Here is a 24,491-nt window from a genome sequence, read left to right as displayed (position 1 = left end):
TTATAATTTTTTAAATCCTTTGATACGATAAGATGCTTGCGTTTCGTCAAATATTAATTCAGTAACAAGCGTATGTTGTTTAAGAAAATATAATCTATCTGCATCAGCACTGTCTACAATTTCTTCGTATGGGCTGAGACTATTTTTTATTTCTTGAATTACTAATTTTTTTACCTTTTCTTTATCATTTTCATCACGACTAGATACAAAAACATGCGCAGATTTAGATACAGGTACATCCATCTGTTCGTTACATAAGTCTTTTTTATTAAAAATAACTACTTGTGGAATATGATCCATTTCTAAATCATTAATGATTTGATTTACAGTGTCAATTTGAGTACGGTATTCCGAATGACTTGCATCGACGACATGCATAAGTATGTCTGCACCTTTAGCTTCTTCTAGTGTAGATTTAAACGCAGCCACCAAAGTCGTTGGTAATTTTTGAATAAATCCTACCGTATCAGAAATAATTAAATTAAATCCTTCATTCACTTGTATTTGTCGTGTTTTGGGATCTAATGTTGCAAACAAAATATTTTTTTCATAGGTCTCCTCATTAGCTAAAACATTAAACCATGACGATTTACCCGCATTTGTATAACCAACTAAAGCGATTTGAAAAACTTGATTTTGTTCACGTTTATTTCTATATCTTTCCCGATGATCCACGACCGTTTTTAATTGATGTTTAATCTCATTCATACGTGTTCTAATATGGCGACGATCCATTTCTAACTTTGTTTCACCTGGACCTCTTGTTCCTATGCCACCACCAAGACGAGATAGACTTTTACCATGACCTTGTAGTCTTGGTAACAAATAGTCGAGTTGTGCAAGTTCAACTTGTAGCTTTCCCTCTCTACTTCTCGCTCGCAACGCGAATATCTCTAAAATTAATTGGGTTCTATCGATGATTTTAATGCCCAAATTATCATTTAACGTTTTAGACTGTGCCGTCGTTAATTCATCATTGGTTACGACAACATCTATATCATGGAATTCTATGAAAGATTTTATTTCATCGATTTTTCCTTTTCCAACATAATATTTATGGTCAAATTGCTCTCTATTTTGAGTGATTTGTCCTTTAACATTAAGTTGGCAAGTTTGTGATAAAGCATCAAGCTCTTCCATAGTAGATTCAAAATTAAATTGACGATCCGTTTGAGCATGTACACCGATTAATACAGCAGTTTCTCGAATATTTTTTGTTTCATAGGTCGCATGCTGTGTCACGTTATACATCTCCTTTTAAAAGTTACTCAAGACATTTTATCATAGAGTGTGAACAAAGACTAACTACACAAATTGTGTTAAATTAGATGTATAGCGAAAGGGTGATAATATGGAAAGTATTTATGATTTCGTTGTAGAAAAAAACAATGGTGAAAGTTATAAATTAGAGCAGTATAAGGGTGACGTTATGCTTATTGTCAACACTGCTAGCGAATGTGGTTTTACACCTCAATTCGAGGGTTTACAGAAGTTATATGATGAGTATAAGGATCAAGGATTTATTATTTTAGGATTTCCATGTAACCAATTTGGTTGTCAAGAACCAGGCTCGGGGGAAGAAGCTGCTCAAAATTGCAAAATTAACTATGGTGTGACTTTCCCTATTCATGAAAAAGTTGATGTTAAAGGTGATAATCAACATCCATTATTCCGCTTTTTAACAGACGCTGCTAAAGGTATGATAAACGAAAAAATCAAATGGAACTTCACTAAATTCTTAATCGACCGTGAAGGTAATGTGATTAAACGTTTTTCCCCTCAAAAGAAACCGGAACAAATAAAGTCTGAAATTGAAAAATTACTATCATAAATTTTAAAAAGAAAATGCTTCATCTAATGTTTTTGAACTGAATTAATAAATTCAATATTTACATTAGATGAAGCATTTTTTATTACAAACATTCCTTGGTTTGTGTTAAAGTGCTACGTTTAAAACATGTGCTTCAATATTTAATAACATTCTTAAATAAGTCAAAATATGACTTCTATTGAGTTGATGCATTATGAATGCACTTTGATTACAACTTTTTATTCTTCACTATTCACTTCAGTTGCTTCAGACGATTCATTGTCTACAGTGAAAGTGCTGATCGCATGTTTGTAAATCAGATGTTGCTTACCTTGAGAATTTAAACTTACAACATATTTGTCATAATTTTCAACGACACCTTTCATTTGAAAGCCGTTTAAAAAGAAAATTGTGACTTCAGTTTTTTCCGATTTAAAGTTCTCTAGTGCTTGGTCTTGGATGTTTTCGTTTGCAATCATGGTTAGAACTCCTTTTATTTATTTGGGTTGTAATCTCATCTAACATCATTTGAAGTGACATCCTTTCTTTATTTAACCAATGAACATTCATTTTATTTTTAAACCAAGTCAACTGTCTTTTAGCATATTGTCGTGAATGCTGTTTTAATTTCTCTACAGCACTTTCCATGCTTATATTTCCCTTTATAACGGGTACAAGCTCTTTATACCCAATGGCTTGCATACTTTGACTCGCTTCAAAACCTTGTTCAACGAGATGTTTCACTTCATTAAATAATCCGTGGCCCAACATAATATCAACACGTTTATTTATTCTTAAATATAATGTTTCACGCGACATTTCAATCCCTATTAATAATGTATCATAATTTTCAGTAAATTGTTGCACTTTCTTGCGAGAACTTAAAAGTTTTTTTGTTTTCAAATAATATTCTATTGCTCGCAACACTCTTTTTCTGTTATTAGGATGTATATCCTTGGCTGATTCTTTGTCGAATGAAGCTAAATATTCGTGAAGCTTATTATTATTAAGCTGCTCAAGTTCTGTTAATTTTAATTTAACTTGCTTCATTTTATCATCAGATATGGATTCATCTTCAAAAGCATAGTTATATAAGAGAGATTGTATATATAGTCCTGTTCCTCCTGCTATAATAGGCACCTTGCCTCTTCCAGTAATATCTTTAATATATTTTTCTGCCCTTGTTTTAAATTCATATGCAGAAAAAGAAGCATCCGGAGGCAAGATATCTATCATATAATGTGGTATACCTTCCATTTCTTCAGTTGTAACTTTTGCTGTACCAATATCCATGCCTTGATAGACCTGCATTGAATCTCCGCTAATAATTTCTCCGTTAAATTTTTTAGCAACTTCAATACTTAACTCAGTTTTACCTGAAGCCGTTGGACCTACAATAACGATTAAAAAAGGCTTTGTCATTTCAGTCATTTAAGATTCACTCACTTTTGTTTTTTCAAAATTTGCTTTTCCATCCATTCAAACATGTGTTGCCAAGTTTTCAAATAATCTTCTTCAAATAATATTTCATGACGCTTATGTTTATATAGTTGTACTGTTATATGTTTAATACCTGCCCTTTTATATAATCTAGCTAAATGCTTTATACCTTTACCATATTCACCAAACGGATCATCTTTCCCAGAAATAAATAGTATAGGTAGATTTTTGTCTGTTCTTTTTAATTGTTGTCGTTCTGCTGTTTTCATCATGGTCTTTAAAGTTTGATAAATGAGCTGATTTGATACTTTGAATCCACAAAATTCATCTTCCACAAATTTATCAACTTCATCTTGACGTGTAGAAATCCAATCACTTTCTGTTCGAGGTTGAGTGATTTTTTTATTGAAAGTTTTATTCAATAATTGATTCACCCATTTGAGTCGACGTCGTTTTCCAAAAATAAATGTAACTATCTTCATCGCTATACGTATGGGAACGCCTTTCCACTTGGAGAACATACCTGTTCCTGTAAGAATTAAACCTTGAGCAATGTCAGGATACTTTTCAACAAATAATCTAGCAATAATGGAGCCCATTGAATGACCTATGATAATATAGGGTACATTGAGCTCTTCAAGATATAATGTCTCAATGATTTCATAAGCATCATCTACAATTTGATTCATGCTATTAAAATGACCACGTTCATTCTCATCTATTTCTTTACCATGTCCACGGTGATTATGTCTGACAACATCATAACCTTGTGTATTTAAAGCTTCAACTAACTCTTGATAACGGTCCATATGTTCAGCCATGCCATGGAAAAGATGAACAATACCAATAGTACTCTTTTTTGCTTTATCAATTTTCACCTCTATCATTGTTCCATCTTCAACTGTTATTTTAAAATGACTTTGACTCACAACATATGCCCCCATTCCTTTTTATTTGTTATGTCATTTATAGTACATCAACCTATATCATATTTAATATACCGTGTGTGAGATATCATATCAAATCGTACGCACATTGAGGTTTTAGAAGTTTATAGTATTAAAATAAAAAACTACTTGCAGATAAAAAGGTCTCCTCCATCTACAAGTAGTTTATTATAATCTATTAGATATACAATCAATAGGAATGATTAAGCTTTAGTTGCGGGTTGATCATTACCTGTACGTGCCTCATCAATCGCAACTTCTACTTCTTTAGTATAAGCCTCTTTTTGAGTTTCACTATAATTAAGCATATCTGCCATAACATCTATCACAGCATTTTTATAATCTAACACATCTTGAATATTAAAGTATAATTTGCCAGAACGACGTACTAAGAAGTCAGTTGGTTTGTAAACCATTTCTTGTTGAATGCTATAAACTAATTCAACATAAATTTCTAATGGCAACTTACTATCATGGTATGGTGCCGTTTGAGCAATATTAAATAGTTGATCCACATTTGAACCATATTTACTTGCTAAGCGACGTGCCACATCTTCATCAATTCCAAATCCTTTAGCTGCATCAACTTTTTGTTCAACAAAGTGTTCAAAGTTTTTGCTTCCGCCAACGTCACCACCGGAAATTTTTAGATATTTTGTGGCGCATGATTCAAATTTCAACCCGTATTCTTGTTTTAAACGTTTAGCTAATAGATCAACAATTTCTAGTGCCATATGACGATAACCAGTTAATTTACCGCCTGCTATAGTTAATAATCCAGATTCACCTTCCCAAACTTCATCTTTACGTGAGATTTCAGAAGGATCTTTACCTTTTTCAAGAATTAACGGACGAATACCTGCCCATGTTGATTCAATATCTTCATCTTTAACATTAACTGTTGGGAACATGTAGTTAATTGCATTAATTAAATAGTCTCTATCTTCTTGTGTTGTTAAAGGAGTTGCTTTTTCATTATCATAAAATGTGTCAGTTGTTCCTACATAAGCTTTTCCTTCACGTGGAATTGCGAAAATCATACGTCCGTCTTTTTCAGTATCAAAGTATACTGCTTGACCTAATGGGAATTTAGATTGATCTATAACAACGTGCACACCTTTAGTTAATCTTAATTGCTTATTGTTACGAGCATAATCGCCACTTCTCACTTCATCAACCCATGGACCTGAAGCATTAATAACTTTTTTAGCTTTAATCGCATACGTTTCGCCATCAATCATATCCAATACTTCAATACCATTTACTTTCTTATTAGAATCATAAGTGAAGTGTTCTGATTTTGTATAATTAAGGATTTCTGCTCCATTTTCAGCAGCTTTTTTCATAACTTCAATAGTTAAACGCGCATCATCAGTACGGTATTCTACATAGTAGCCACCGCCTTTTAATCCATCACGTTTAACTAAAGGTTCTTTATTTAACGTTTCTTGCTTAGATAACATTTTTTTACGTTCAGATTTTTTGACACCAGCTAGACGATCGTACATAGCTAGTCCAATAGAAGTTGAGAACTTACCAAATGTACCACCTTTATGCATAGGTAAAAGCATCCATTCTGGTGTTGTCACATGCGGACCATTTTCATAAACAATAGCACGTTCTTTACCTGTTTCTGCAACTACCCCTACTTGCAGTTGTTTTAAATATCTTAAACCACCATGTACAAGTTTAGTTGAGCGTGAACTTGTACCTTGTGCAAAGTCTTGCATCTCTACTAAAGCTACTTTCATCCCACGATTGCTTGCATCTAAAGCAATACCTGCACCTGTAATACCGCCACCTACGATAACAACATCGTATTCAGTGTCTCTTAAATTCTTTTTTATATGATCCCTTTTCAATGTAGATAATGACATTATCTAAACGCCTCCTAGTTATAAATAAAAAACGAGAAATTTATCCCCACAATAACATTAAATTGTTTTGTACGAACAAATCTCTCGTTTCTCGATTTTCTTATTAACTTATCTAAATTATAACACAGTTAAGAAAATCAAGTCCATTTAAAGATTTAAAAAGTCTAAAACATAGCTTAATCTTCTAATTTAAATACTTGAGTCGCCTTAACAGCTTTTTTCCAACCACTATAAAGTTTATGACGTTGATCTTCATCCATTTCTGGTTTGAACTCAGTTTGAAGTTTCCAACGTTCACGGATATCCTCTTTATCATCCCAGAATCCAACAGCTAATCCAGCTAAATATGCAGCACCAAGTGCTGTTGTTTCTTGGATTTCAGGTCTTTCAACAGATGAATTTACGATATCTGCTTGGAACTGCATAATGAAGTTATTTTTTACAGCACCACCATCAACGCGTAAATTTTGAACTTCAATACCTGAGTCCTTAGACATAGCTTCCATAACATCTCTTGTTTGATAACATAAAGATTCTAATGTAGCACGAATGAAATGTTCTTTTTCCGTACCACGAGATAATCCGAAAATAGCACCTCTTGCTTCTGAATCCCAATAAGGTGTACCTAAACCAACAAATGCTGGAACCATATAAACACCCTCAGTTGACTCTACTCTTGAAGCATAGTTTTCGGTTTGTGGCGCAGAATTAATCATTCTCAAACCATCTCGTAGCCATTGGATAGCAGAACCAGATACGAAAATTGAACCTTCAAGTGCATAATTAACTTTTCCATCTAAACCGTATGCAATGGTTGTTAACAAGCCACTTTCAGACTTAACTGCTTCTTCACCAGTATTCATTAGCATAAATCCACCTGTGCCGTATGTATTTTTTACATCACCACGGTCGAAACATGCTTGACCAAATAATGCTGCTTGTTGGTCACCGGCAATACCAGCAATAGGTACTTCTTGACCAAAGAAGTGATAGTCGATAGTTTTCCCGTAAATTTCACTTGATTCTTTAACTTCAGGTAACATTTGTTTAGGAATATCTAAGAGTTCTAACAACTCATCATCCCATTTTAGGTCATAAATATTAAACATTAATGTACGACTTGCATTTGTGTAATCTGTAATATGAGCAGTACGCCCTGACAATTTCCATACTAACCATGAATCGATTGTTCCGAAGAGTAAATCACCATTTTCAGCTTTTTCTCTAGCACCTTCAACATGATCAAGAATCCATTTTACTTTAGTTCCCGCAAAGTACGGGTCTAAAAGTAAACCTGTTTTTTCTCTAAATGTTTCTTCATAGCCTTGTTCCTTTAAATTTGTACAAATATCCTGTGTCTGACGTGATTGCCAAACAATAGCGTGATAGATTGGACGACCTGTATTTTTATCCCATACAACTGTCGTTTCACGTTGGTTTGTAATACCAATACCTTCAATTTGATTTGCATTAATATTGTTTTCATTAAGTAACTCAGCCATAACTGATAGAACAGATGTCCATATTTCATTAGCATCATGTTCTACCCAGCCTGGATGTGGAAAGTGTTGTTTAAATTCTCTTTGAGAAACACCTTTAATTTCTCCTTCTTTATTAAAAAGTATCGCACGTGAACTCGTAGTTCCTTGATCAATTGATAAAATATATTTTTCCATAGGTATATGACTCCTTCAAAAGTGAATAATGAATTCATTATCTAAACAATTAAACATTCTAAAATGATAATTAAATAGACTTTTAAATGTGATTGTTCAACACACATGAACATATCACGTTAATCATACGGTTATATATACGAATGCCATATGTTAATAAATTGATTCAATATCGTTGTTTTTATTTTGAGATATCTTATTTAGTATCACACCAAGTATAAGTGTGAATATAAGTACAATTAAACCAATGAAACAACTAAAATTGAATGTTTGTTTATAAAATACTTCGTAAACAATCGCACCTAACATACCGCCTGCCATTGGTCCCAGAACGGGTACAATTGCGTAAGACCAGTTAGATTTACCTTTACCATGAATTGGCAAAATAGCATGCGCAATACGTGGTGCTAGGTCACGGGCTGGATTAATAGCGTAACCAGTAGTACCTCCTAAGCTTAAACCAATTGCTATGATAAGACTACCAACAATAATTGGATTTAAACCATCAGCAATTTTATTAACCCCGATAAATAAAATTCCTAATGTTAAAGCCATAGTCCCGATAATCTCACTTAAAAAGTTAGCAAAATAATTTTTAATAGCTGGTGCTGTTGAAAATACACCTAATTTGACTGCTGGATCTTCTGTAACTTTCCAGTGTGGTAAATACATTAACCATACTAAAGCTCCACCAACAATACCGCCAAGCATTTGACAAACAATATAGCCCGGTACTTGTGCCCAGCTAAATCCACCATCCATGGCTAAAGCAACTGTTACAGCTGGATTTAAATGTGCACCAGAAAACGTTCCAACAGCATAAACGCCCATTGTTACTGCCAAACCCCAACCAAATGCAATAACAATCCAATCTGCACCGTTACCAGCACTTCTCTTTAAGTTAACGTTTGCACAAACGCCACCACCAAAAAGAATAAGGATTGCAGTACCTAAAAATTCTGCTAAATAAGCATTCATATACATTCCTCCCAAAAAACAGGGAGACCCCTACGTCAAATATATTACTTGTAGAAATCTCCGCGTCTCTCTTCTAATATTAACTTTTAAACTTGTTATAAGTTTACTATTATGTTGTAAGCGTTGTCAACAATTTTGTAAAAAAATTGTCATATTTGATTAAAGTTTTTATTGATATAGTGAGCATTTGTTTTTAATGTACTAAATAAAAGGTTTAACAATTTTTTTAAAAGTACATTTTTCTTTTTTCATAAAAAAAGAATGCACTTTAAGTTATTAATCATCCGGTATTCAAATCCACTCATTCCATGAAAAAGTGATAATACGCTGATTAACAAACTTAAATGCATTCTCATTAACAGTATATGAATTACCAAAGTTTTTCGTAACTTGTAGTAACGTACTTAGCACCATTGGAAATTGCTTCACTAATTTCCGATGGTTCATCAATAAGACCACCAGCTATTACTGATGCTGATGTTTCTTGTTGAATTTTACTCACTGCTTTACTTGCAACACCAGGTAAAACTTCAACATAGTCAGGCTCTACTTTTTTAATCAGTTCAATACTTCTTGTTAACGCTTGACTATCTATAATAAACACTCTAAATATCGTCAATGTATTTAACATTTTTGCTTTTTTGATGACCTTTGCTTTTGTAGAAACAATACCTTTAGGTTTATATTGTTGAATAATGTACTCACAAGCAAATTCATCATGACTGAGTCCTTTGATTAAATCGATATGTACATAACATTCAATCGAATGACTTTTAAGTAACTCCATAATGCTTTTCAAATGACCTATATGCATATCTAACACAACACATGCCTTGTAGTCTGTTTTAATTAACTTTTCTAAATCTCTCATATTTCTAATAGCTGGCAAAATATTCTCTTTCATAATTAAAACTCCTCTACATTACTCTTTTAAATAACTTTTCTAATTCGTAATTTGAAAAATTGATAATAATCGGTCTGCCATGAGGACAAGTAAAAGGATCTTCTGCTTCTCTTAGTTGATCAATTAAATCTGCCATTTCATTATTTTTTAAATAGTGATTAGCCTTAATTGATTTCTTACAAGACATCATGATTGCTGCATCTTCTCTTATTTTCTTCACATCAACACTTTTGTGTTTTAATACAAGTTCAATCATATCTTTAATAATTTCTTCCGCTTCTACTTTTGGAAACCATACTGGGTAGCTATTTACAATATAATCATGCCCACCAAAATGTTCAAGATGTACTCCTACTTTATCTAATTCATCTTTGTACTGATCAATAATCATCTGTTCATCTTTAGAGAAATGGAAAGTGAGTGGTATTAATAAGTTTTGCACTTCATTTGTCACTTCGCCAATTTTTTCTCTAAAATATTCATATTTAATTCTTTCCTGAGCAGCATGTTGGTCAATCATAAACATTCCATTTTCATTTTGTGCAATGATATACGTACCGTGTACTTGACCTACAATTTCCATATAAGGCACCCTACGATGAGGTGTCTGACTCACTGTTCCTTTAATATCTTTTGATTGCTGATTTAATATCTCATATTCGTTAGATGTGTCTTGTTCCATATCAAACAATACTTCTTTTTGACTTTGTAAGTAAGTATCATCAATGTGATTGTTTAATTCATTAGAAACTTCCGTACTTTCATTATTTGTCGATGAAGTTGAATCTAAATTATTCCTATGCGACTCAACATCATGATTCTTATCTTTTTGATCATGTACATATGGTGCAGATGTTTCTCCAATTTGTGATTGTTTCTTCTCGAAATTAATCTTTTGTTGTTCAAATGTTTCTAAAACCTTATTCTTTTTGGGCGTACGATTTAAGTCGTTTTGTGGGATGAGAATTTTGTCTTTAAAAGCCTCTCTGATTTTAGTTACGATAAGATCGTAAAGTTGATCTTCTTTAGAAAGTCTCACTTCTAATTTTGTTGGGTGAACATTTACATCAACCAAAATAGGATCCATTTGGATGTTAATATAACATATAGGAAATCTTCCTATTGTAAGCAATGTGTGATACCCCTCTAAAATTGCTTTATTGAGTACAAAGTTTTTGATGTATCTACCATTGATGAAAATAGAAATGTAATGTTTATTACTTCTTGAATGCTCAGGCTTAGCTACAAATCCTTCAAGATGATAATCACTAGTATCACCCGAAATATGCACTAAATCCTTTGCTACTTTCATTCCATAAATTTCAGCCATTACTTCATTTGTTCTTCCTGAGCCATTCGTACTTAAAATTTTTTTACCATCTGAAACTAAAGAAATTCTAATTTCGGGATGACTCATAGCCATTCTATTTACAATGTCCGTAATTTTACCTAGTTCGGTATACAAACTTTTTATATATTTTAAACGTGCAGGTGTATTGTAGAATAATGACTCCACTTGTATATCTGTACCCTTTTTAGCTTTTGCAGGTTTTTCATGAATAATTTTACCATCTTCAGCATATATTTCATGTCCATTTTCATTATCAGTACAGGTCTTTAATGTCACCTTTGCTACTGATGAAATACTAGCTAAAGCTTCTCCCCTAAACCCTAAAGTACGAATATGGAACAAATCATCATCTGCGACTATTTTACTCGTTGCGTGTCTATGAAATACTAACCCTAAATCTTCCTGAGCAATACCTGTGCCATTATCTACAACCCTTATTGCTGAAATTCCAGACTGTTCAACCTCAATATTAATCTCTGTCGCTTGTGCATCAATTGCATTCTCTAAGAGCTCTTTAACTACGGAACTTGGTCTTTCAACTACTTCACCCGCAGCTATTTTATTAGCTAGAGACGTCTCAAGTTCTTTTATTTTCCCCATCGTTTACACCTCTTCTACTTTAATTGACTTTGTAATTCATTCAGCTTGATTAAGGCTTCCAATGGTGTCATATTGGATAGATTTAATTCTCGAATTTGACATTCAACTTCACTTTGTTGATTGTAACCATCAAATAAATCAAAAGTCGCTTGCTCATAATTGTGATTTGATGTATGCGTTTCTATAACTGATTGTTCTTCTTCTATTTGACCAAAATCGTTATACGACGGAACCGTACGTTGATTGTCAGTATCCTGATGAGAAAGTTGATACGAAGGTTTTTGCTCAAATGCATTTAAAATAACTTGCGCTCTATCAATGACTTCATTAGGTAAATCCGCTAATTTTGCCACTTGAATACCATAGCTATCATCTACAGCGCCATCTTTGACTTTATGCAAAAATATCAGTTCACCTTGATACTCGTTTGCTGCAACATGTACATTTTTTAAGCAGTTAAGCATTTGATCAAGTGAAGTCAATTCATGATAATGTGTTGAGAAAAGTGTCTTGGCATGGCTAGTTTGAGCGACATATTCAATCATCGCTTGCGCTAACGCAAGACCATCATAAGTGGATGTACCTCTTCCTATTTCGTCAAAGATAATTAAACTATTTTCAGTAGCATAAGTTAAAGCTTTTTGAGCTTCTAACATTTCTACCATAAATGTACTTTTACCTGATACAAGGTCATCTGCTGCACCAATCCTAGTAAAAATTTGATCAAATATAGGTAATGTTGCTGAATCACATGGTACATATGCTCCCATTTGAGCCATGATACTTATTATAGCAACTTGTCTCATATATGTTGACTTACCTGACATATTAGGTCCCGTAATGAGATAAATAAACGTTTCATCATCAAGATGGCAATCATTAGGTACATAATCATTATGATCCATCACTCTCTCAACAACAGGATGTCTTGAGTTTTCTAAATGTAAAACTTTATCATCACTAAATGTAGGTTTGACATAATTATATTTTTGAGCAATTTCAGCAAAACTTTGTAAACAATCAAGTTCTGAAATGATTTTCGCTTGCTTTTGTAAACGTTCCGTGTACGTTTTAATGTGTTCTCGTAATTTAACAAATAATTCATATTCTAACTCTACTGCTTTATCTTCAGCACCAAGTATTATATCTTCTTTTTCTTTTAATTCATCCGTAATAAATCGTTCAGCATTAGATAATGTTTGTTTTCGATTATAGCCAAACGCTTCAGGTTGAAAATTATTTAAGTTTGCACGTGTAATTTCTATAAAATAACCAAACACTTTATTAAAACTAATCTTCAATGACTTAATACCTGTACGTTCACGTTCTTTTGCTTGTAATTCTGCAAGCCAAGTTTTACCATTTTTTGAAGCTTCTAAATATTCATCTAGTTGCGTGTTGAATCCTTTTTTAAATAAACCACCATCTTTGATGGAAATAGGCGGCTCTTCAACTAAACTTTCTTCTAAAATTTGTAACAAGTCATCTAAAGGTTCCAATTCTTTAAATTGCGTGGTAGTTTGTGCATCCAATTCATTGAGTAATGCTTTTATATGAGGTATTTCGGATATAGAATGCTTTAGTTGTATTAAATCTCTTGCATTTACGTTTCCGTAACTCACTCTTCCTACAAGTCGTTCTATGTCATACACTTGATTTAAATGATTACGTAATGTATCTCTTTCAATAAAACGGTCCATAAACTCTTCAACAATATTTAATCTGTCGTTGATTTGTTGTTTATTAATTAATGGGCGATCAATCCACTGCTTTAAACGTCTAGCACCCATTGGTGTTTTTGTCTCATCCATTAACCATAACAAGGTCCCTTTTTTTGATTTTAATCGTATGCTTTCTGTCAGCTCTAAATTTCTCTTTGCATAATAATCCATCTTCATATAATCAACTGCAGCATATTCAATCACTTCCTCAATGTGAGATAAGTCTCGCTTTTGTGTGTGATGAATATAATCTAGCAATAATTGAGTTGTGTCATGCATTAACTGATGTGTCAACTGATTCATATCATAATCTTCATCAGATATATCTTCACGAACAGTAATCGTCTCAGTTATCATGTTGATTTGTCTTTTTAATTCTTCAGATAGAGCTTGCTTTATGACAATTTCATTGGGATTAATTGTTGTAATCTCATTAAGCAAGGTTGCTGTATCTTTGAAATGAGTTACTTTGAGTTCTCCTGTAGAAACATCACAATAGCATAATCCAAATTCTTCATTTTCGATAAAACTTAAAATATAATTATTTTTCTTTTCATCCATACCACTTTGATCCATAACAGTTCCTGGTGTGACGATTCTTACAACTTCTCTTCTAACCATTCCTTTTGTTTGCTTTGGATCTTCCATTTGTTCACATATAGCGACCTTATACCCATTATTAATCAATGTTTCAATGTAATTATCAGCAGAATGATATGGTACGCCACACATCGGAATAGGATTTTCTTTTTTAGCATCTCTTTTCGTCAATGTTATTTCAAGTACTCTTGATGCTTCTTTAGCATCATCAAAGAACATTTCATAGAAATCTCCAAGTCTAAAAAATAGCAAACAATCATCATATTCAGATTTTATCTTTAAATATTGTTGCATCATTGGTGTAATGTTAGCCATTTCTATTTTCACAACCCTTATTCTTATATCTTTATTTATATTATATGTATCAATTTATGGTTTTTAACTCATTCATTTTAACATATATGTTTTTGAAACGCTTTTGTGTAATAGATACAAAAAGTACGCTTTCATATGAACAGATATCAACATTTTACTTATAATCCCCTATTCATCAAGCGTACTTCAAATAAATATTAATTTTTGTTAAATCTATCTAGTAAACCTCTTCTTTTCAAAATAATAAGCAATATATAACTAATTAAAGCCCCAATAAAGCTTGATACTATGAACATAAGCATTAATGGTTTAATAAAGAAATCTTGAAGTCCTAAAAACCATGCTAAAGGTATACACATTAAACTACCAATAACACCAGTCCCTAACACTTCACCAACTGAAGCCATAAAAATATGCTTCCTATACATATAAAACAGACTTGAAAGTAAGACACCTATCATACTTCCTGGAAAAGCAAATGCACTTCCAGTTCCAAATGAAATTCGTAGTACAGAAGAAATAAAAGCTTGCGCTAAACCATACCATGGTCCAACGAATACAGCACATAATACATTTACAAAATGTTGAACGGGTGCGGCTTTAATTGGACCTAAAGGAATGACAATTAAACTACTTAACACGACATTAATAGCTATTAAGAATGCTGTGATGGTCAACTTTCTAATATTCATTGTGCTTAACTCCTCTAAAATAATTATTCATTATGTTCTTTTTTATTATATTCATTGAGTCTATCTTCCATTGTTTTGACCATCATTTGTAGTAAATCATTCGCCTCGTATTGTGCTGAACGAAATTCTTCAACAATAGGTAATTCATTAATTTCATCTTTTAGATACTGAATTTTAGCTTCAGATTGCTCGAGTGCATTTTGTTTTCCATAATTTTGAAAATTAACCGATTGTTTTTGTTGCGCTTTCAAACGATTCATCTTTTGTTTTATTGCTTGATTATTATGAATTTGTTTTTCTACATTATGATAATCTTGAACAACTTCTAGTTTTCCAATTTTCTCTGCTAAACTTTCGACTTTTCGTATGATTTCTTTTTCACTATACATATTATTGTGTCACCATTGAACGTTGATGTTCTTGTATAAATGTTCCATTTAAAGAATATTGTTTTGCCTCGTCAATTTTGACATCAACGAGTTTACCAATGCTCTCTCTTGGTCCTTTAAAATTCACAAGTTTATTTTTATCAGTATAGCCTGCTAGAACACTCTCATCTTTTTTACTAGAACCTTCACATAATACCGTAACAATCTTACCTTCATACTGACTCATTGCTTGTTGAGAATACATTCCAACCTTCTTATTAAGTCTTTGCAAACGTTCTTTTTTCACTTCTAAAGGTACATTATCCTTCATTTTAGCTGCTGGTGTTCCATCTCTTTGTGAATATAAATATGTGTACGCATGCTCAAATTGAACGTCATCATATAATGTTAATGTTTCTTCAAATTGTTCTTCAGTTTCATTTGGATAACCTACTATAATATCAGTAGTTAAAGCTACGTTAGGGATAGCTTCCTTTATTCTTGAAACTAAATCAAGATAACTCTCTCTTGTATATTTACGACCCATTATCTTTAGTACTTGGTTATTACCTGATTGTACCGGTAAATGGATATGCGGTACTATGTTCCCACCTTTAGCTATAACTTCAATCATTCGATCTGTAAAGTCCCAAGGATGACTTGTTGTAAAACGAACTCGAGGTATATCAATTTTAGAAATATCTTCCAATAAGTCACCTAATTCATAATCCAGACCTTCGATATCTTTACCATATGAATTTACATTTTGACCTAATAAGGTAATTTCTTGATAACCTTCTCTTGCTAATTCTCTAACTTCATCAATGATGTCCTCTGGACGACGACTACGTTCTTTTCCTCTAGTAAAAGGAACAATACAATAAGTACAAAACTTGTCGCAACCATACATAATATTAACCCAAGCTTTAATGTGACCGTCACGCACTTTAGGTAAATTTTCGATGATGTCTCCCTCTTTAGACCATACTTCAACTACCATCGCTTTTGATAAGTATGCCTCTTCTAAAATTTCAGGTAAATGATGAATGTTGTGTGTCCCAAAAACCATATCTACATTTTGATAAGATTTTAATATTTTATTTACGACTGATTCTTCTTGAGACATGCAACCGCACACCCCAATTAAACAATCTGGTCGTTCTTTTTTTAAATGTTTTAAATTTCCTATTTCACTAAAGACTTTATTTTCAGCATTTTCTCTAATGGCGCATGTATTAATCAAAATCACATCCGCTTCATTAATATCAGATGTAGCACTATATCCTAATGCATTTAAGATTCCTGCCATAACTTCAGTGTCATGTGCATTCATTTGACATCCATATGTTTTAATTAAAAAAGTACGACCTTTACCCATACCTTTGTATTTTTCATCTATATGAAAATCTCTGTTATATTGAACTTCTTGTTTTCCTCTTTTTTTAGCTTCTTTTAAGCTAGGTGGCTGATACACTTGTTCAAAGTATTTACTATAATCTTTCTCAGCTTTACGATCACGTTCTGCTAGAATATTTATCGTTCCAGCCTTTCTTTGCTCTTCATTCACTTTGAAAATCCTTTCTATATGCCCATAATCATTACTTCATTATATTAAATTTATAGTCAAAGTGCAAAAAGACATGTATATGATGTTACAGCTATCTTTTATAATTAACTTATTAGCTTTTTATTACAGTAATCGATGTAAATCATATCTAAATGTTTATTTGGACATCATTTATTTATAATATATCAGTTGATAAAAGTCTTTTATATCATATTTTCTGTGTGACAATGCATAGCGTCTGAAGCATACCGATATTTTCTTACAAAATTTTAAGAGCCTTCAACACTATAGCATGTTAGGCTCTTAAATAGACAAGATAAGAAATATTATTCTAATTTACACTTAGTCGTATTTTCCTGTAAGCGTTTCAATTTCTATTCCTTCAGGTACGTGATAAAACTTAACTTGACTAATAATACTTGGACATTCTAATTCAACCATTCTATCATTTAATTTTTGAATTAAAATAAGACATTCACTCATTTCACCTTGAACTGTTGTTTCTAACGGGCCTACTCTGAAATGCAAACCTGAATCATCAATAATTTTAATTGCCTCATCAACATATGGAATAACATCGTTGTTGTTCGGTGTTTTTGGAATAATTTGAATACTCATTAATGTATCTTGCATGTTTCATCTCTCCAATTAAGTTTTATAATATTATTTTAACACGCGTTAGAATTTAATTATGCACGTTCTATAGCTTTTTTCATTGCATCTGCAAAGTCGTACATTAAATCACCCCAATTATCTTTATTTTCACGGTTTTTGCGTGAACTTTTTCTATTTTTAAACAGCTCTTTTCTTAACTGAGCTGTCAGTTCTAATTGCACTCCTCCTTGGGTTTGAGTCATATTAACAATATTATTTTCTTGAGTTCCAGAAATATGGTGTGGTGCTTCTTGCACACTAATTCCTATATCTTCAAGGGATTCAGTGATTAACTCAATGAGTCGGTCATCACTACCTCCTATATAAGCCACGCTTTCATTCCCTTCACAACCATGTATGGCTACAGTTCTTTGACTACCTCTCACTAAATCTAATGCAATTTGGTCATCATAGTGTGTAGAAGTCACATGTAACTCATTATTTCCCTCACTTCTCATACCTTTAAAGGAAAAATAGTTATAGTTGCCACGATGTGCAATCGTATATGCTAATTCAGTTGTGGCAGGTTCAATTCCACCGCCGTGTATTGCTAATATAGTGACCATGCTAGAACGATTTTCAAACTCTATTTCCCAATCTTTTCCTTCTTTAGTTAATTCTTTTAATTCCGTCATAGATTTGAATTTGTCCATATTAACCTCCGAAAAATCATCTTATATTTTTATTATTCCCAAAATTCATATTCTTAAAATCTTTTTACAAAATCTTTTACATATTTATTAAAAAAATAAAATTATTGCATTGATTAGGACTGTTCATTTAACTGTTCGCCTTATTTATATATTTAATAATAACTCTGAGAAAAATTTCATCTTTTAATTACTTTACCTATATTTTTAAAATAATTTGGAATAAATTATGTCATTCTTATATTATTTACCTTTAGATGAGATGGGTGATTAATCGTATAAAAAACGTTAAATAAGAATTACATTATTGAATCGTTATGCTTTTGATAAGCAATATAAATATAAAATAAGAGTGAGCAGAATTAAAATGTTATTCTGACCCACTCTTTAAATATGTTATTTCCCTATATGCATGTTCTATAATACTTTTTAAATTGAACTATACTTCTTGATTTTCTATCGTAATCATTAAAGTTATTAGATAAGAAATTTCAGTAAAATTGGATAGTCATGATGTATCATATTAAAAGTACACCTTCGTTTTTATTTTACCTACTTATTTTGACGCAATTCTAGTTACTATGAATGAGTATCCTTTATAAAAATTGTGCAGTTAAGTCGTTAAAAGTTTCTTCTGTAATATGAATGTCTCTTTTAGCTAATGCCTCATGTTCTAGTTCTGAAATTTGCGATTCATAAGAAGGTGTTGTTGTATCTTGATAAACGATACCTTTAACCAATGACTCATGATCCAACACAGTTTTCATAGCAAGTTGTTTATCTGTGTTGTCATAGCCCTCAATATCATCGATACTTGTTAAATGTTCTTTAAACCAGTCATAAGTATTCACTTTATTGTAAGTAACACAAGGTGAGAAAACATTAACAAAAGAAAAACCATCATGATGAATCGCAGCTTCAATCATTTTAGTTAATGCCTTTATATCACTTGAGAATCCTTGTGCTACAAAAGTTGCACCAGAGGATAGTGCCAATTCCAATGGAGCTACATTCTTTTCTATATTTCCTTTAGGTGTTGATTTAGTTACAAATCCTTTAGCTGAGGAAGGTGATGTTTGTCCTTTAGTTAATCCATATATTTGATTGTCCATGACAATATACGTCATATTCATATTACGTCTAAGAGCATGAATAGTATGTCCCATTCCTATTGCATAGCCGTCTCCATCGCCACCAGAAGCGATAACTGTTAAATCTTTGTTTGCCATTTTAACGCCTTGCGCTAGAGGCAATGCACGACCATGAATAGAATGCACGCCATAAGAATTAATATAACCTGATAGTCTACCAGAACAACCAATCCCTGTAATGATTGCTACATCTTCTGGTTCTAAACCAATATTCGCTGTCGCTTTTTGTATAGCAGCTTGAACTGAAAAGTCACCGCAACCAGGGCACCAGTTTGGCTTCACATTATTTCTAAAATCTTTAAATGTAGCCAATTACACCAACTCCTTTAACTCTTTAGCAATTTCTAAACCTTTTTCTTCAATTTCATAAGGTAAGAAAGGTTTCCCATCGTATTTTGTTTGATTAACTAATTTATCATTAACTTGTGTGTTCATTTTTAAAATACTTGATAATTGTCCTTGATAATTATGTTCTGCAACTATTACTTTCGAAGCTTTATTAATAGCTTGTTGAACAATATCTTTAGGGAAAGGATGTAATTGTCGAATATGCATCGTATTCACTTTTACACCTTGTCGTTCTAGTCTTTCTGCCCCTTCTCCAATAGCACCTTTAGTAGATATAAATCCTATATACAGTATATCTGCTTTGTCATCATGTTCATTGAGTAACACAGGATTATTGATAACCAAGCTTTCAGTTTTGCGCATTCGTTTTTCCATCTGATTCTGACGATTCATAGGCGCCTCACTTGGCTTCCCTTCTTCATTATGTTCAACACCTGTTACATGATGTATACCACCTTTAACACCTGGTATTGGTCGTGGTGATACGCCACTAGCTGTTAATGCATATCTTTTAAAGTATGCTTTATCATCTTCAGCTCTCTCGATATCTGACTGTATTATTTCTCCACGACGAATATCGATTTTATTATAATCGAGCGTTTTAACAGTTTGTTTTCCTAATGATAATTGTAAATCACTTAACAGAATGACTGGACATTGGTATTCTTCAGCTAAATTAAATGCTTCCATAGTAAGATAAAACGCATCTTCAGCATCTGTAGGAGCAACGACAATTTTCGGAATATCACCATGGGTACCATAAATCATTTGTAATAAATCTGATTGCTCTTGCTTTGTTGGTAAGCCAGTAGAAGGACCACCTCTTTGAGTATTAATAATGACTAACGGCGTTTCAGTCATACCAGACAAACCAATAGATTCCATCATTAAGGAAAGACCTGGACCTGCACTTGCTGTAAATCCTCGTACGCCTGCATAGTTAGCACCAATCGCCATCGTTGCTGCTGCTATTTCATCTTCAGTTTGAACGACAGTACCATCAACTTTAGGTAGATTGGCAATCATGTATTCCATAATTTCAGAAGCTGGCGTAATTGGATAAGCAGACATAAATCTTGATCCAGCTGCTATTGCTCCTAATCCAATTGCGTCATTACCTATCATATATAAATGAGGATGACCGCTACCATTCTCTAACGTAAAGTCTCCATTAACGTTGGTAACTTGTTGTTTCATTAAATCATAACCCATATTAAGAGCTTGTATATTCATATCAACAACTTTATTACCTTTTTTTGAAAACATGTTATCGATTAAAGTTTCAAAAGTTGATGTGTTTAAATCCATCAGTGCAGACGTCGCACCAATTGCCACCATATTCTTCATTAATGCTGTTCCAAGTTCCTTTGCCGTGCTAGTGAATGGTAACTCAATTAATTGAGCCACACAGTTCTCTGGCTTTTGGGGTTTTGCTTTAGCATCTGCAATTATAATACTATCTTCTCTCATTTCATGATGATTTAATTCAATCGTTTCCTGGTCAAAAGCAATGAGTATATCTAAATCATCACTAATCGCATGCACAGGCGATGTTGAAACTCTTATCTTATTATTAGTATGGCCACCTTTTATACGACTAGAAAAGTGTCTATATCCATACAAAAAATAACCTTTTCTATTCATTGCAGTAGCAAAGATTTCACCGGTAGATTCAATACCTTCGCCTTGCTGACCGCCCACTTTCCATGATATTTGTGATTTCATATCACATGCCTCCTGTGGTATTAATTCACTTTCTATGATAACAAAATAAACCACTGTTTTACTATTTCAACAGTGGTACAAGTTTAAATTCATACTAATGGACTATATCCTTTTAAATTTGGAAAGGATGGTCCTCATTTATTAACAGTCTCTTTATTTGAATCGTTTTACCTTCTTTATCTAAATCTATGATAACTCCTGATAATACGCCTCGCCCATCATCTGGAACAACATGCCTTTGTGGCAAACTGGTAATAAAACGTTGAATAACTTCATCTCTATTGATACCTAAAATACCATCGTAATAACCTGTCATTCCGACATCTGTGATATATCCTGTGCCATGAGGTAATATACGATCGTCAGAAGTTTGAATATGTGTATGAGTACCAACAACAGCGCTCACTCTGCCATCTAAATACCAACCCATAGCATTTTTTTCAGATGTAGTTTCAGCGTGAAAATCTACAAATATGTATGGTGTAGATTTTTGAGCTTCCTCGATTAACTGGTCAGCCTTTTTAAATGGATCATCAATATCTTGCATAAATGAACGCCCTTGTAAATTAATAATAGCCAATTTAATATCGTTAATTTTTATTATTCTCATACCTGTTCCTGGAGCTTCATCAGGAAAATTTGCAGGTCTAACCATTCGATGAGCATCATCAATAAAATCGTAAATTTCTCTTTGACCATATGTATGATTACCCATAGTCATGAAATCCACGCCTTCTCTTAGAAGTTGTTTGTAAATTTTTTCTGTTAATCCTTTACCGTGTGCGGCATTTTCAGCGTTTACTATAGAAACTGTTGGGTGATAAGCTTGTTTAATTTTAGGTAAATAAGTAGTCATCATTTTCCTGCCCACTTTACCAACGATGTCACCTATAAACAATATTCTCATTTCTGTTCATCCTCTCATAAATTAAGTTTAATGGATACTGTACTATAATAAAAGTCTCATCAACAAATTAATTATTCTGAAAATTAAAAGACTTTACTTTTTTGTATTTATGTATTGTGTTAATATAAAACTAATAAAAATATAGGAGTTGTTTATTCATTCATGTCTATTAATATTGATCCTGAAAAATTTGCTGAATTAGTTGTAACTTCAAATCCAGCCAAATCTGATGAAGCTGAAGATATCGCTAAAGAAAGTTTAATTTTATACATTAATGCTTATCGTTTAGCAGAAAAATATGCAAACATCGCTACAAATTGCTATGATACAGCTGAAATTTTAAAAGAAATTAATGAAGTTGATTTACAATTAAAATAAATCATTATATCCGAGCGTTTATACGCTCGGTTTTTTATATTATATTTAATAAGCCACTGGCCGTAGATACGGTCAGTGGCTTATGGAATTATTTAGCATATTCTATTGCTCTAGTCTCTCGAACAACTGTCACTTTGATATGTCCAGGATATTGTAACTCTTCTTCAATTTGGTTCTTAATATCTCTTGCCAATCTATATGATTTTAAATCATCAATTTCTTCAGGTGAGACGACTACACGAATCTCTCTACCAGCTTGTATAGCAAATGCTTTTTCTACCCCATCATAACTTTCAGATAACGTTTCGAGTCTCTCAAGTCTTCTAATATAATTTTCAAGTGTCTCTTTACGTGCACCTGGTCGCGCAGCTGATAATGCATCTGCTGCTGCAACTAAAATAGAAATGATAGAGGTTGGTTCAACATCACCATGATGTGAGTGAATAGCATTAATAATTATGTTATTTTCATTATATTTCTTGGCTAATTCAACACCTATTTCTACGTGACTACCTTCAACTTCATGATCAATAGCTTTACCAACATCATGTAATAATCCTGCACGTTTAGCTAGAGTAACATCCTCTCCTAGTTCTGCTGCAAGCATACCTGAGAGGTGGGCAACTTCAATTGAATGTTTAAGTACATTCTGACCATAACTAGTTCGATAATTTAATCGACCCAAAATTTTCACTAAATCAGGATGCATATTGTGTACATTTATTTCAAAAGTAGCTTGTTCTCCAGCATCTCTTATGATATCGTCTACTTCCTTTCTAGCTTTTTCGACCATATCTTCAATACGTCCAGGATGAATACGTCCATCAGAAACTAAATTAACTAGTGCAGTTCTAGCAATTTCACGTCTAATTGGATCAAAGCCTGATAAAATAACTGCTTCTGGTGTGTCATCAATGATTAAATCAATGCCAGTAAGTGTTTCTAACGTACGTATATTTCTACCTTCTCTACCTATGATACGACCTTTCATTTCATCATTAGGCAGATTTACGACTGAAACAGTTGATTCAGTTGTATGTTCTGCTGCTAATCTTTGTACAGTTGTAGCAAGTAATTCTTTAGCTGTCTTATCAACTTTTTCTTTCGCTTCTTTTTCTTTTTCTTTAACAAGTATTGCAATATCTTGTGACAGTTCTTCTTCAACTCTTTGAAGCTGTTCTTTCACAGCTTCTTCTTGAGTGAGACCGGAGATGCGTTCTAATTCTTGTTCATGCTTCATTATTAATGTTTGAACACTACTCTCTTTTGCATCTACTTGTTGTTGTCTTTCTTCAAGTTTTGATTCTTTTTGTTCCAAAATCTCATCTTTTTTATCTAAAAGATCAGATTTCCGATCCAAATTTTCTTCTTTTTGAAGAAGTCGGGTTTCTTGTCTTTGAAGTTCACCACGTCTTTCACGCAGTTCATTCTCAGCTTGTTCTTTTAAAATTTGGTTCTCTTCTTTTGCCTCAAGTAATTTTTCTTTTTTAATATTGTCTGCTTCTTTATTAGCATAGCTAACAATATCATCGGCAGTTTGTCTTGCTTGAACTTGTTTTTGGTGTAATAAATTTCGGGCAACAATATACCCTACAACAACGCCTAGAATAATCCCCAGCAAAATGAGTAGGAGGCTTAATAAATTCACATAAACACCTCCTTTATCTAGGGTTTGCTTTGTATATCAAAATCAATATGATTATATGAAATTATATAAGAATCATACATACTAATTGTACGTTTATCGACAGATATGTGTCAAGATATGAAATTGCACTACACTCACTTTAAATTGCTTTTCTTAAAGAACAAATCAAAAACTACAAAAAAAG

The 24,491-nt window shown here is 32.6% G+C and carries 21 protein-coding genes; 2 read left to right on the top strand and 19 right to left on the bottom strand.

Annotated features, from left to right (window positions below):
• Nucleotides 1–1,251, bottom strand: coding sequence for a GTPase HflX (gene hflX, locus HMPREF3241_RS07150; protein ID WP_080280674.1), 1,251 nt, complete (start codon nucleotides 1,249–1,251; stop codon nucleotides 1–3).
• A gap of 100 nt (nucleotides 1,252–1,351) precedes the next feature.
• Here hflX and HMPREF3241_RS07145 point away from each other — a divergent pair, with 100 nt between their 5' ends.
• The gene (locus HMPREF3241_RS07145) at nucleotides 1,352–1,831 is read left to right on the top strand and encodes a glutathione peroxidase (protein WP_070853564.1); all 480 of its coding nucleotides are present in this window, start codon (nucleotides 1,352–1,354) and stop codon (nucleotides 1,829–1,831) included.
• A 218-nt stretch (nucleotides 1,832–2,049) separates the two neighbouring features.
• Here HMPREF3241_RS07145 and hfq read toward each other — a convergent pair whose 3' ends face one another.
• The 17 genes from hfq to HMPREF3241_RS07060 all read right to left on the bottom strand — a co-directional run bounded on the left by hfq (nucleotide 2,050) and on the right by HMPREF3241_RS07060 (nucleotide 22,281).
• Entirely contained in the window at nucleotides 2,050–2,289 is a 240-nt protein-coding gene (hfq, locus tag HMPREF3241_RS07140; protein WP_001829517.1) for an RNA chaperone Hfq, read from the bottom strand.
• Nucleotides 2,243–3,241 carry a tRNA (adenosine(37)-N6)-dimethylallyltransferase MiaA gene (gene miaA / locus HMPREF3241_RS07135; RefSeq protein ID WP_002491369.1) on the bottom strand — a complete coding sequence of 333 codons (999 nt, stop codon included), beginning with the start codon at nucleotides 3,239–3,241 and terminating at the stop codon, nucleotides 2,243–2,245. Before miaA ends, hfq begins: the two co-directional genes overlap by 47 nt.
• A gap of 11 nt (nucleotides 3,242–3,252) precedes the next feature.
• Entirely contained in the window at nucleotides 3,253–4,179 is a 927-nt protein-coding gene (locus tag HMPREF3241_RS07130; protein ID WP_032605407.1) for an alpha/beta hydrolase, read from the bottom strand.
• 221 nt (nucleotides 4,180–4,400) lie between these two features.
• The gene (locus HMPREF3241_RS07125; protein ID WP_002446326.1) at nucleotides 4,401–6,074 is read right to left on the bottom strand and encodes a glycerol-3-phosphate dehydrogenase/oxidase; all 1,674 of its coding nucleotides are present in this window, start codon (nucleotides 6,072–6,074) and stop codon (nucleotides 4,401–4,403) included.
• Nucleotides 6,075–6,250: 176 nt separating this feature from the next.
• A complete protein-coding gene (glpK, locus tag HMPREF3241_RS07120) occupies nucleotides 6,251–7,750 on the bottom strand; it encodes a glycerol kinase GlpK (protein WP_002446325.1) in 1,500 nt (499 codons plus the stop codon).
• Between the two features lie 153 nt (nucleotides 7,751–7,903).
• Nucleotides 7,904–8,728: an MIP/aquaporin family protein gene (locus HMPREF3241_RS07115; protein ID WP_002446324.1), complete on the bottom strand. Its 825-nt coding sequence runs from the start codon at nucleotides 8,726–8,728 to the stop codon at nucleotides 7,904–7,906.
• A gap of 370 nt (nucleotides 8,729–9,098) precedes the next feature.
• On the bottom strand, nucleotides 9,099–9,632 hold the full coding sequence (locus tag HMPREF3241_RS07110) for a glycerol-3-phosphate responsive antiterminator (protein ID WP_002446323.1): 534 nt from the start codon (nucleotides 9,630–9,632) through the stop codon (nucleotides 9,099–9,101).
• A 13-nt stretch (nucleotides 9,633–9,645) separates the two neighbouring features.
• Complete coding sequence (gene mutL, locus HMPREF3241_RS07105; protein ID WP_002446322.1) at nucleotides 9,646–11,583, bottom strand: DNA mismatch repair endonuclease MutL; 1,938 nt, start codon at nucleotides 11,581–11,583, stop codon at nucleotides 9,646–9,648.
• 14 nt (nucleotides 11,584–11,597) lie between these two features.
• Nucleotides 11,598–14,219, bottom strand: coding sequence for a DNA mismatch repair protein MutS (gene mutS, locus HMPREF3241_RS07100; protein WP_002489935.1), 2,622 nt, complete (start codon nucleotides 14,217–14,219; stop codon nucleotides 11,598–11,600).
• Between the two features lie 197 nt (nucleotides 14,220–14,416).
• Nucleotides 14,417–14,911 (bottom strand): energy coupling factor transporter S component ThiW, encoded by a 495-nt coding sequence (thiW, locus tag HMPREF3241_RS07095; protein WP_001829480.1) that lies wholly within the window; start codon nucleotides 14,909–14,911, stop codon nucleotides 14,417–14,419.
• Nucleotides 14,912–14,934: 23 nt separating this feature from the next.
• Nucleotides 14,935–15,300 (bottom strand): YlbF/YmcA family competence regulator, encoded by a 366-nt coding sequence (locus tag HMPREF3241_RS07090; RefSeq protein WP_002439569.1) that lies wholly within the window; start codon nucleotides 15,298–15,300, stop codon nucleotides 14,935–14,937.
• 1 nt (nucleotide 15,301) lies between these two features.
• Nucleotides 15,302–16,846: a tRNA (N6-isopentenyl adenosine(37)-C2)-methylthiotransferase MiaB gene (gene miaB, locus HMPREF3241_RS07085; RefSeq protein ID WP_002446320.1), complete on the bottom strand. Its 1,545-nt coding sequence runs from the start codon at nucleotides 16,844–16,846 to the stop codon at nucleotides 15,302–15,304.
• Nucleotides 16,847–17,188: 342 nt separating this feature from the next.
• Nucleotides 17,189–17,479 (bottom strand): thiamine-binding protein, encoded by a 291-nt coding sequence (locus tag HMPREF3241_RS07080; protein ID WP_001829496.1) that lies wholly within the window; start codon nucleotides 17,477–17,479, stop codon nucleotides 17,189–17,191.
• A gap of 56 nt (nucleotides 17,480–17,535) precedes the next feature.
• A complete protein-coding gene (locus HMPREF3241_RS07075) occupies nucleotides 17,536–18,153 on the bottom strand; it encodes a poly-gamma-glutamate hydrolase family protein (RefSeq protein ID WP_002446319.1) in 618 nt (205 codons plus the stop codon).
• A 593-nt stretch (nucleotides 18,154–18,746) separates the two neighbouring features.
• Nucleotides 18,747–19,613 (bottom strand): 2-oxoacid:ferredoxin oxidoreductase subunit beta, encoded by an 867-nt coding sequence (locus HMPREF3241_RS07070; protein ID WP_002446318.1) that lies wholly within the window; start codon nucleotides 19,611–19,613, stop codon nucleotides 18,747–18,749.
• Nucleotides 19,614–21,374 (bottom strand): 2-oxoacid:acceptor oxidoreductase subunit alpha, encoded by a 1,761-nt coding sequence (locus tag HMPREF3241_RS07065; protein WP_002495756.1) that lies wholly within the window; start codon nucleotides 21,372–21,374, stop codon nucleotides 19,614–19,616.
• A gap of 112 nt (nucleotides 21,375–21,486) precedes the next feature.
• Nucleotides 21,487–22,281, bottom strand: coding sequence for a TIGR00282 family metallophosphoesterase (locus HMPREF3241_RS07060; protein WP_002446316.1), 795 nt, complete (start codon nucleotides 22,279–22,281; stop codon nucleotides 21,487–21,489).
• Between the two features lie 162 nt (nucleotides 22,282–22,443).
• Between HMPREF3241_RS07060 and HMPREF3241_RS07055 the strand changes: the two genes are divergently transcribed.
• Entirely contained in the window at nucleotides 22,444–22,659 is a 216-nt protein-coding gene (locus HMPREF3241_RS07055) for a hypothetical protein (protein ID WP_002446315.1), read from the top strand.
• 88 nt (nucleotides 22,660–22,747) lie between these two features.
• Here the strand turns inward: HMPREF3241_RS07055 and rny are convergent, their stop codons facing one another.
• Nucleotides 22,748–24,307 carry a ribonuclease Y gene (rny, locus tag HMPREF3241_RS07050; RefSeq protein ID WP_001829512.1) on the bottom strand — a complete coding sequence of 520 codons (1,560 nt, stop codon included), beginning with the start codon at nucleotides 24,305–24,307 and terminating at the stop codon, nucleotides 22,748–22,750.
• Nucleotides 24,308–24,491 lie beyond the last annotated feature (184 nt).

Origin of the sequence: Staphylococcus sp. HMSC34G04, from assembly GCF_001838765.1 — a bacterium.
GTDB lineage: Bacteria > Bacillota > Bacilli > Staphylococcales > Staphylococcaceae > Staphylococcus > Staphylococcus epidermidis.
The sequence above is the reverse complement of the archived record's forward strand: the minus strand, read 5'-3'. Positions and strand labels throughout refer to the sequence as shown.

Bases quoted from the DNA above. Each gene is read 5' to 3' on its own strand.
- HMPREF3241_RS07065 (WP_002495756.1), bottom strand. From the start codon at position 21,374: ATGAAATCACAAATATCATGGAAAGTGGGCGGTCAGCAAGGCGAAGGT.
- thiW (WP_001829480.1), bottom strand. From the start codon at position 14,911: ATGAATATTAGAAAGTTGACCATCACAGCATTCTTAATAGCTATTAAT.
- mutS (WP_002489935.1), bottom strand. From the start codon at position 14,219: ATGGCTAACATTACACCAATGATGCAACAATATTTAAAGATAAAATCT.
- HMPREF3241_RS07090 (WP_002439569.1), bottom strand. From the start codon at position 15,300: ATGTATAGTGAAAAAGAAATCATACGAAAAGTCGAAAGTTTAGCAGAG.
- HMPREF3241_RS07055 (WP_002446315.1), top strand. From the start codon at position 22,444: ATGTCTATTAATATTGATCCTGAAAAATTTGCTGAATTAGTTGTAACT.
- miaA (WP_002491369.1), bottom strand. From the start codon at position 3,241: ATGACTGAAATGACAAAGCCTTTTTTAATCGTTATTGTAGGTCCAACG.
- HMPREF3241_RS07125 (WP_002446326.1), bottom strand. From the start codon at position 6,074: ATGTCATTATCTACATTGAAAAGGGATCATATAAAAAAGAATTTAAGA.
- mutL (WP_002446322.1), bottom strand. From the start codon at position 11,583: ATGGGGAAAATAAAAGAACTTGAGACGTCTCTAGCTAATAAAATAGCT.
- HMPREF3241_RS07080 (WP_001829496.1), bottom strand. From the start codon at position 17,479: ATGCAAGATACATTAATGAGTATTCAAATTATTCCAAAAACACCGAAC.
- HMPREF3241_RS07060 (WP_002446316.1), bottom strand. From the start codon at position 22,281: ATGAGAATATTGTTTATAGGTGACATCGTTGGTAAAGTGGGCAGGAAA.
- HMPREF3241_RS07110 (WP_002446323.1), bottom strand. From the start codon at position 9,632: ATGAAAGAGAATATTTTGCCAGCTATTAGAAATATGAGAGATTTAGAA.
- HMPREF3241_RS07075 (WP_002446319.1), bottom strand. From the start codon at position 18,153: ATGGACAAATTCAAATCTATGACGGAATTAAAAGAATTAACTAAAGAA.
- HMPREF3241_RS07145 (WP_070853564.1), top strand. From the start codon at position 1,352: ATGGAAAGTATTTATGATTTCGTTGTAGAAAAAAACAATGGTGAAAGT.
- glpK (WP_002446325.1), bottom strand. From the start codon at position 7,750: ATGGAAAAATATATTTTATCAATTGATCAAGGAACTACGAGTTCACGT.
- hfq (WP_001829517.1), bottom strand. From the start codon at position 2,289: ATGATTGCAAACGAAAACATCCAAGACCAAGCACTAGAGAACTTTAAA.
- hflX (WP_080280674.1), bottom strand. From the start codon at position 1,251: ATGTATAACGTGACACAGCATGCGACCTATGAAACAAAAAATATTCGA.
- HMPREF3241_RS07115 (WP_002446324.1), bottom strand. From the start codon at position 8,728: ATGAATGCTTATTTAGCAGAATTTTTAGGTACTGCAATCCTTATTCTT.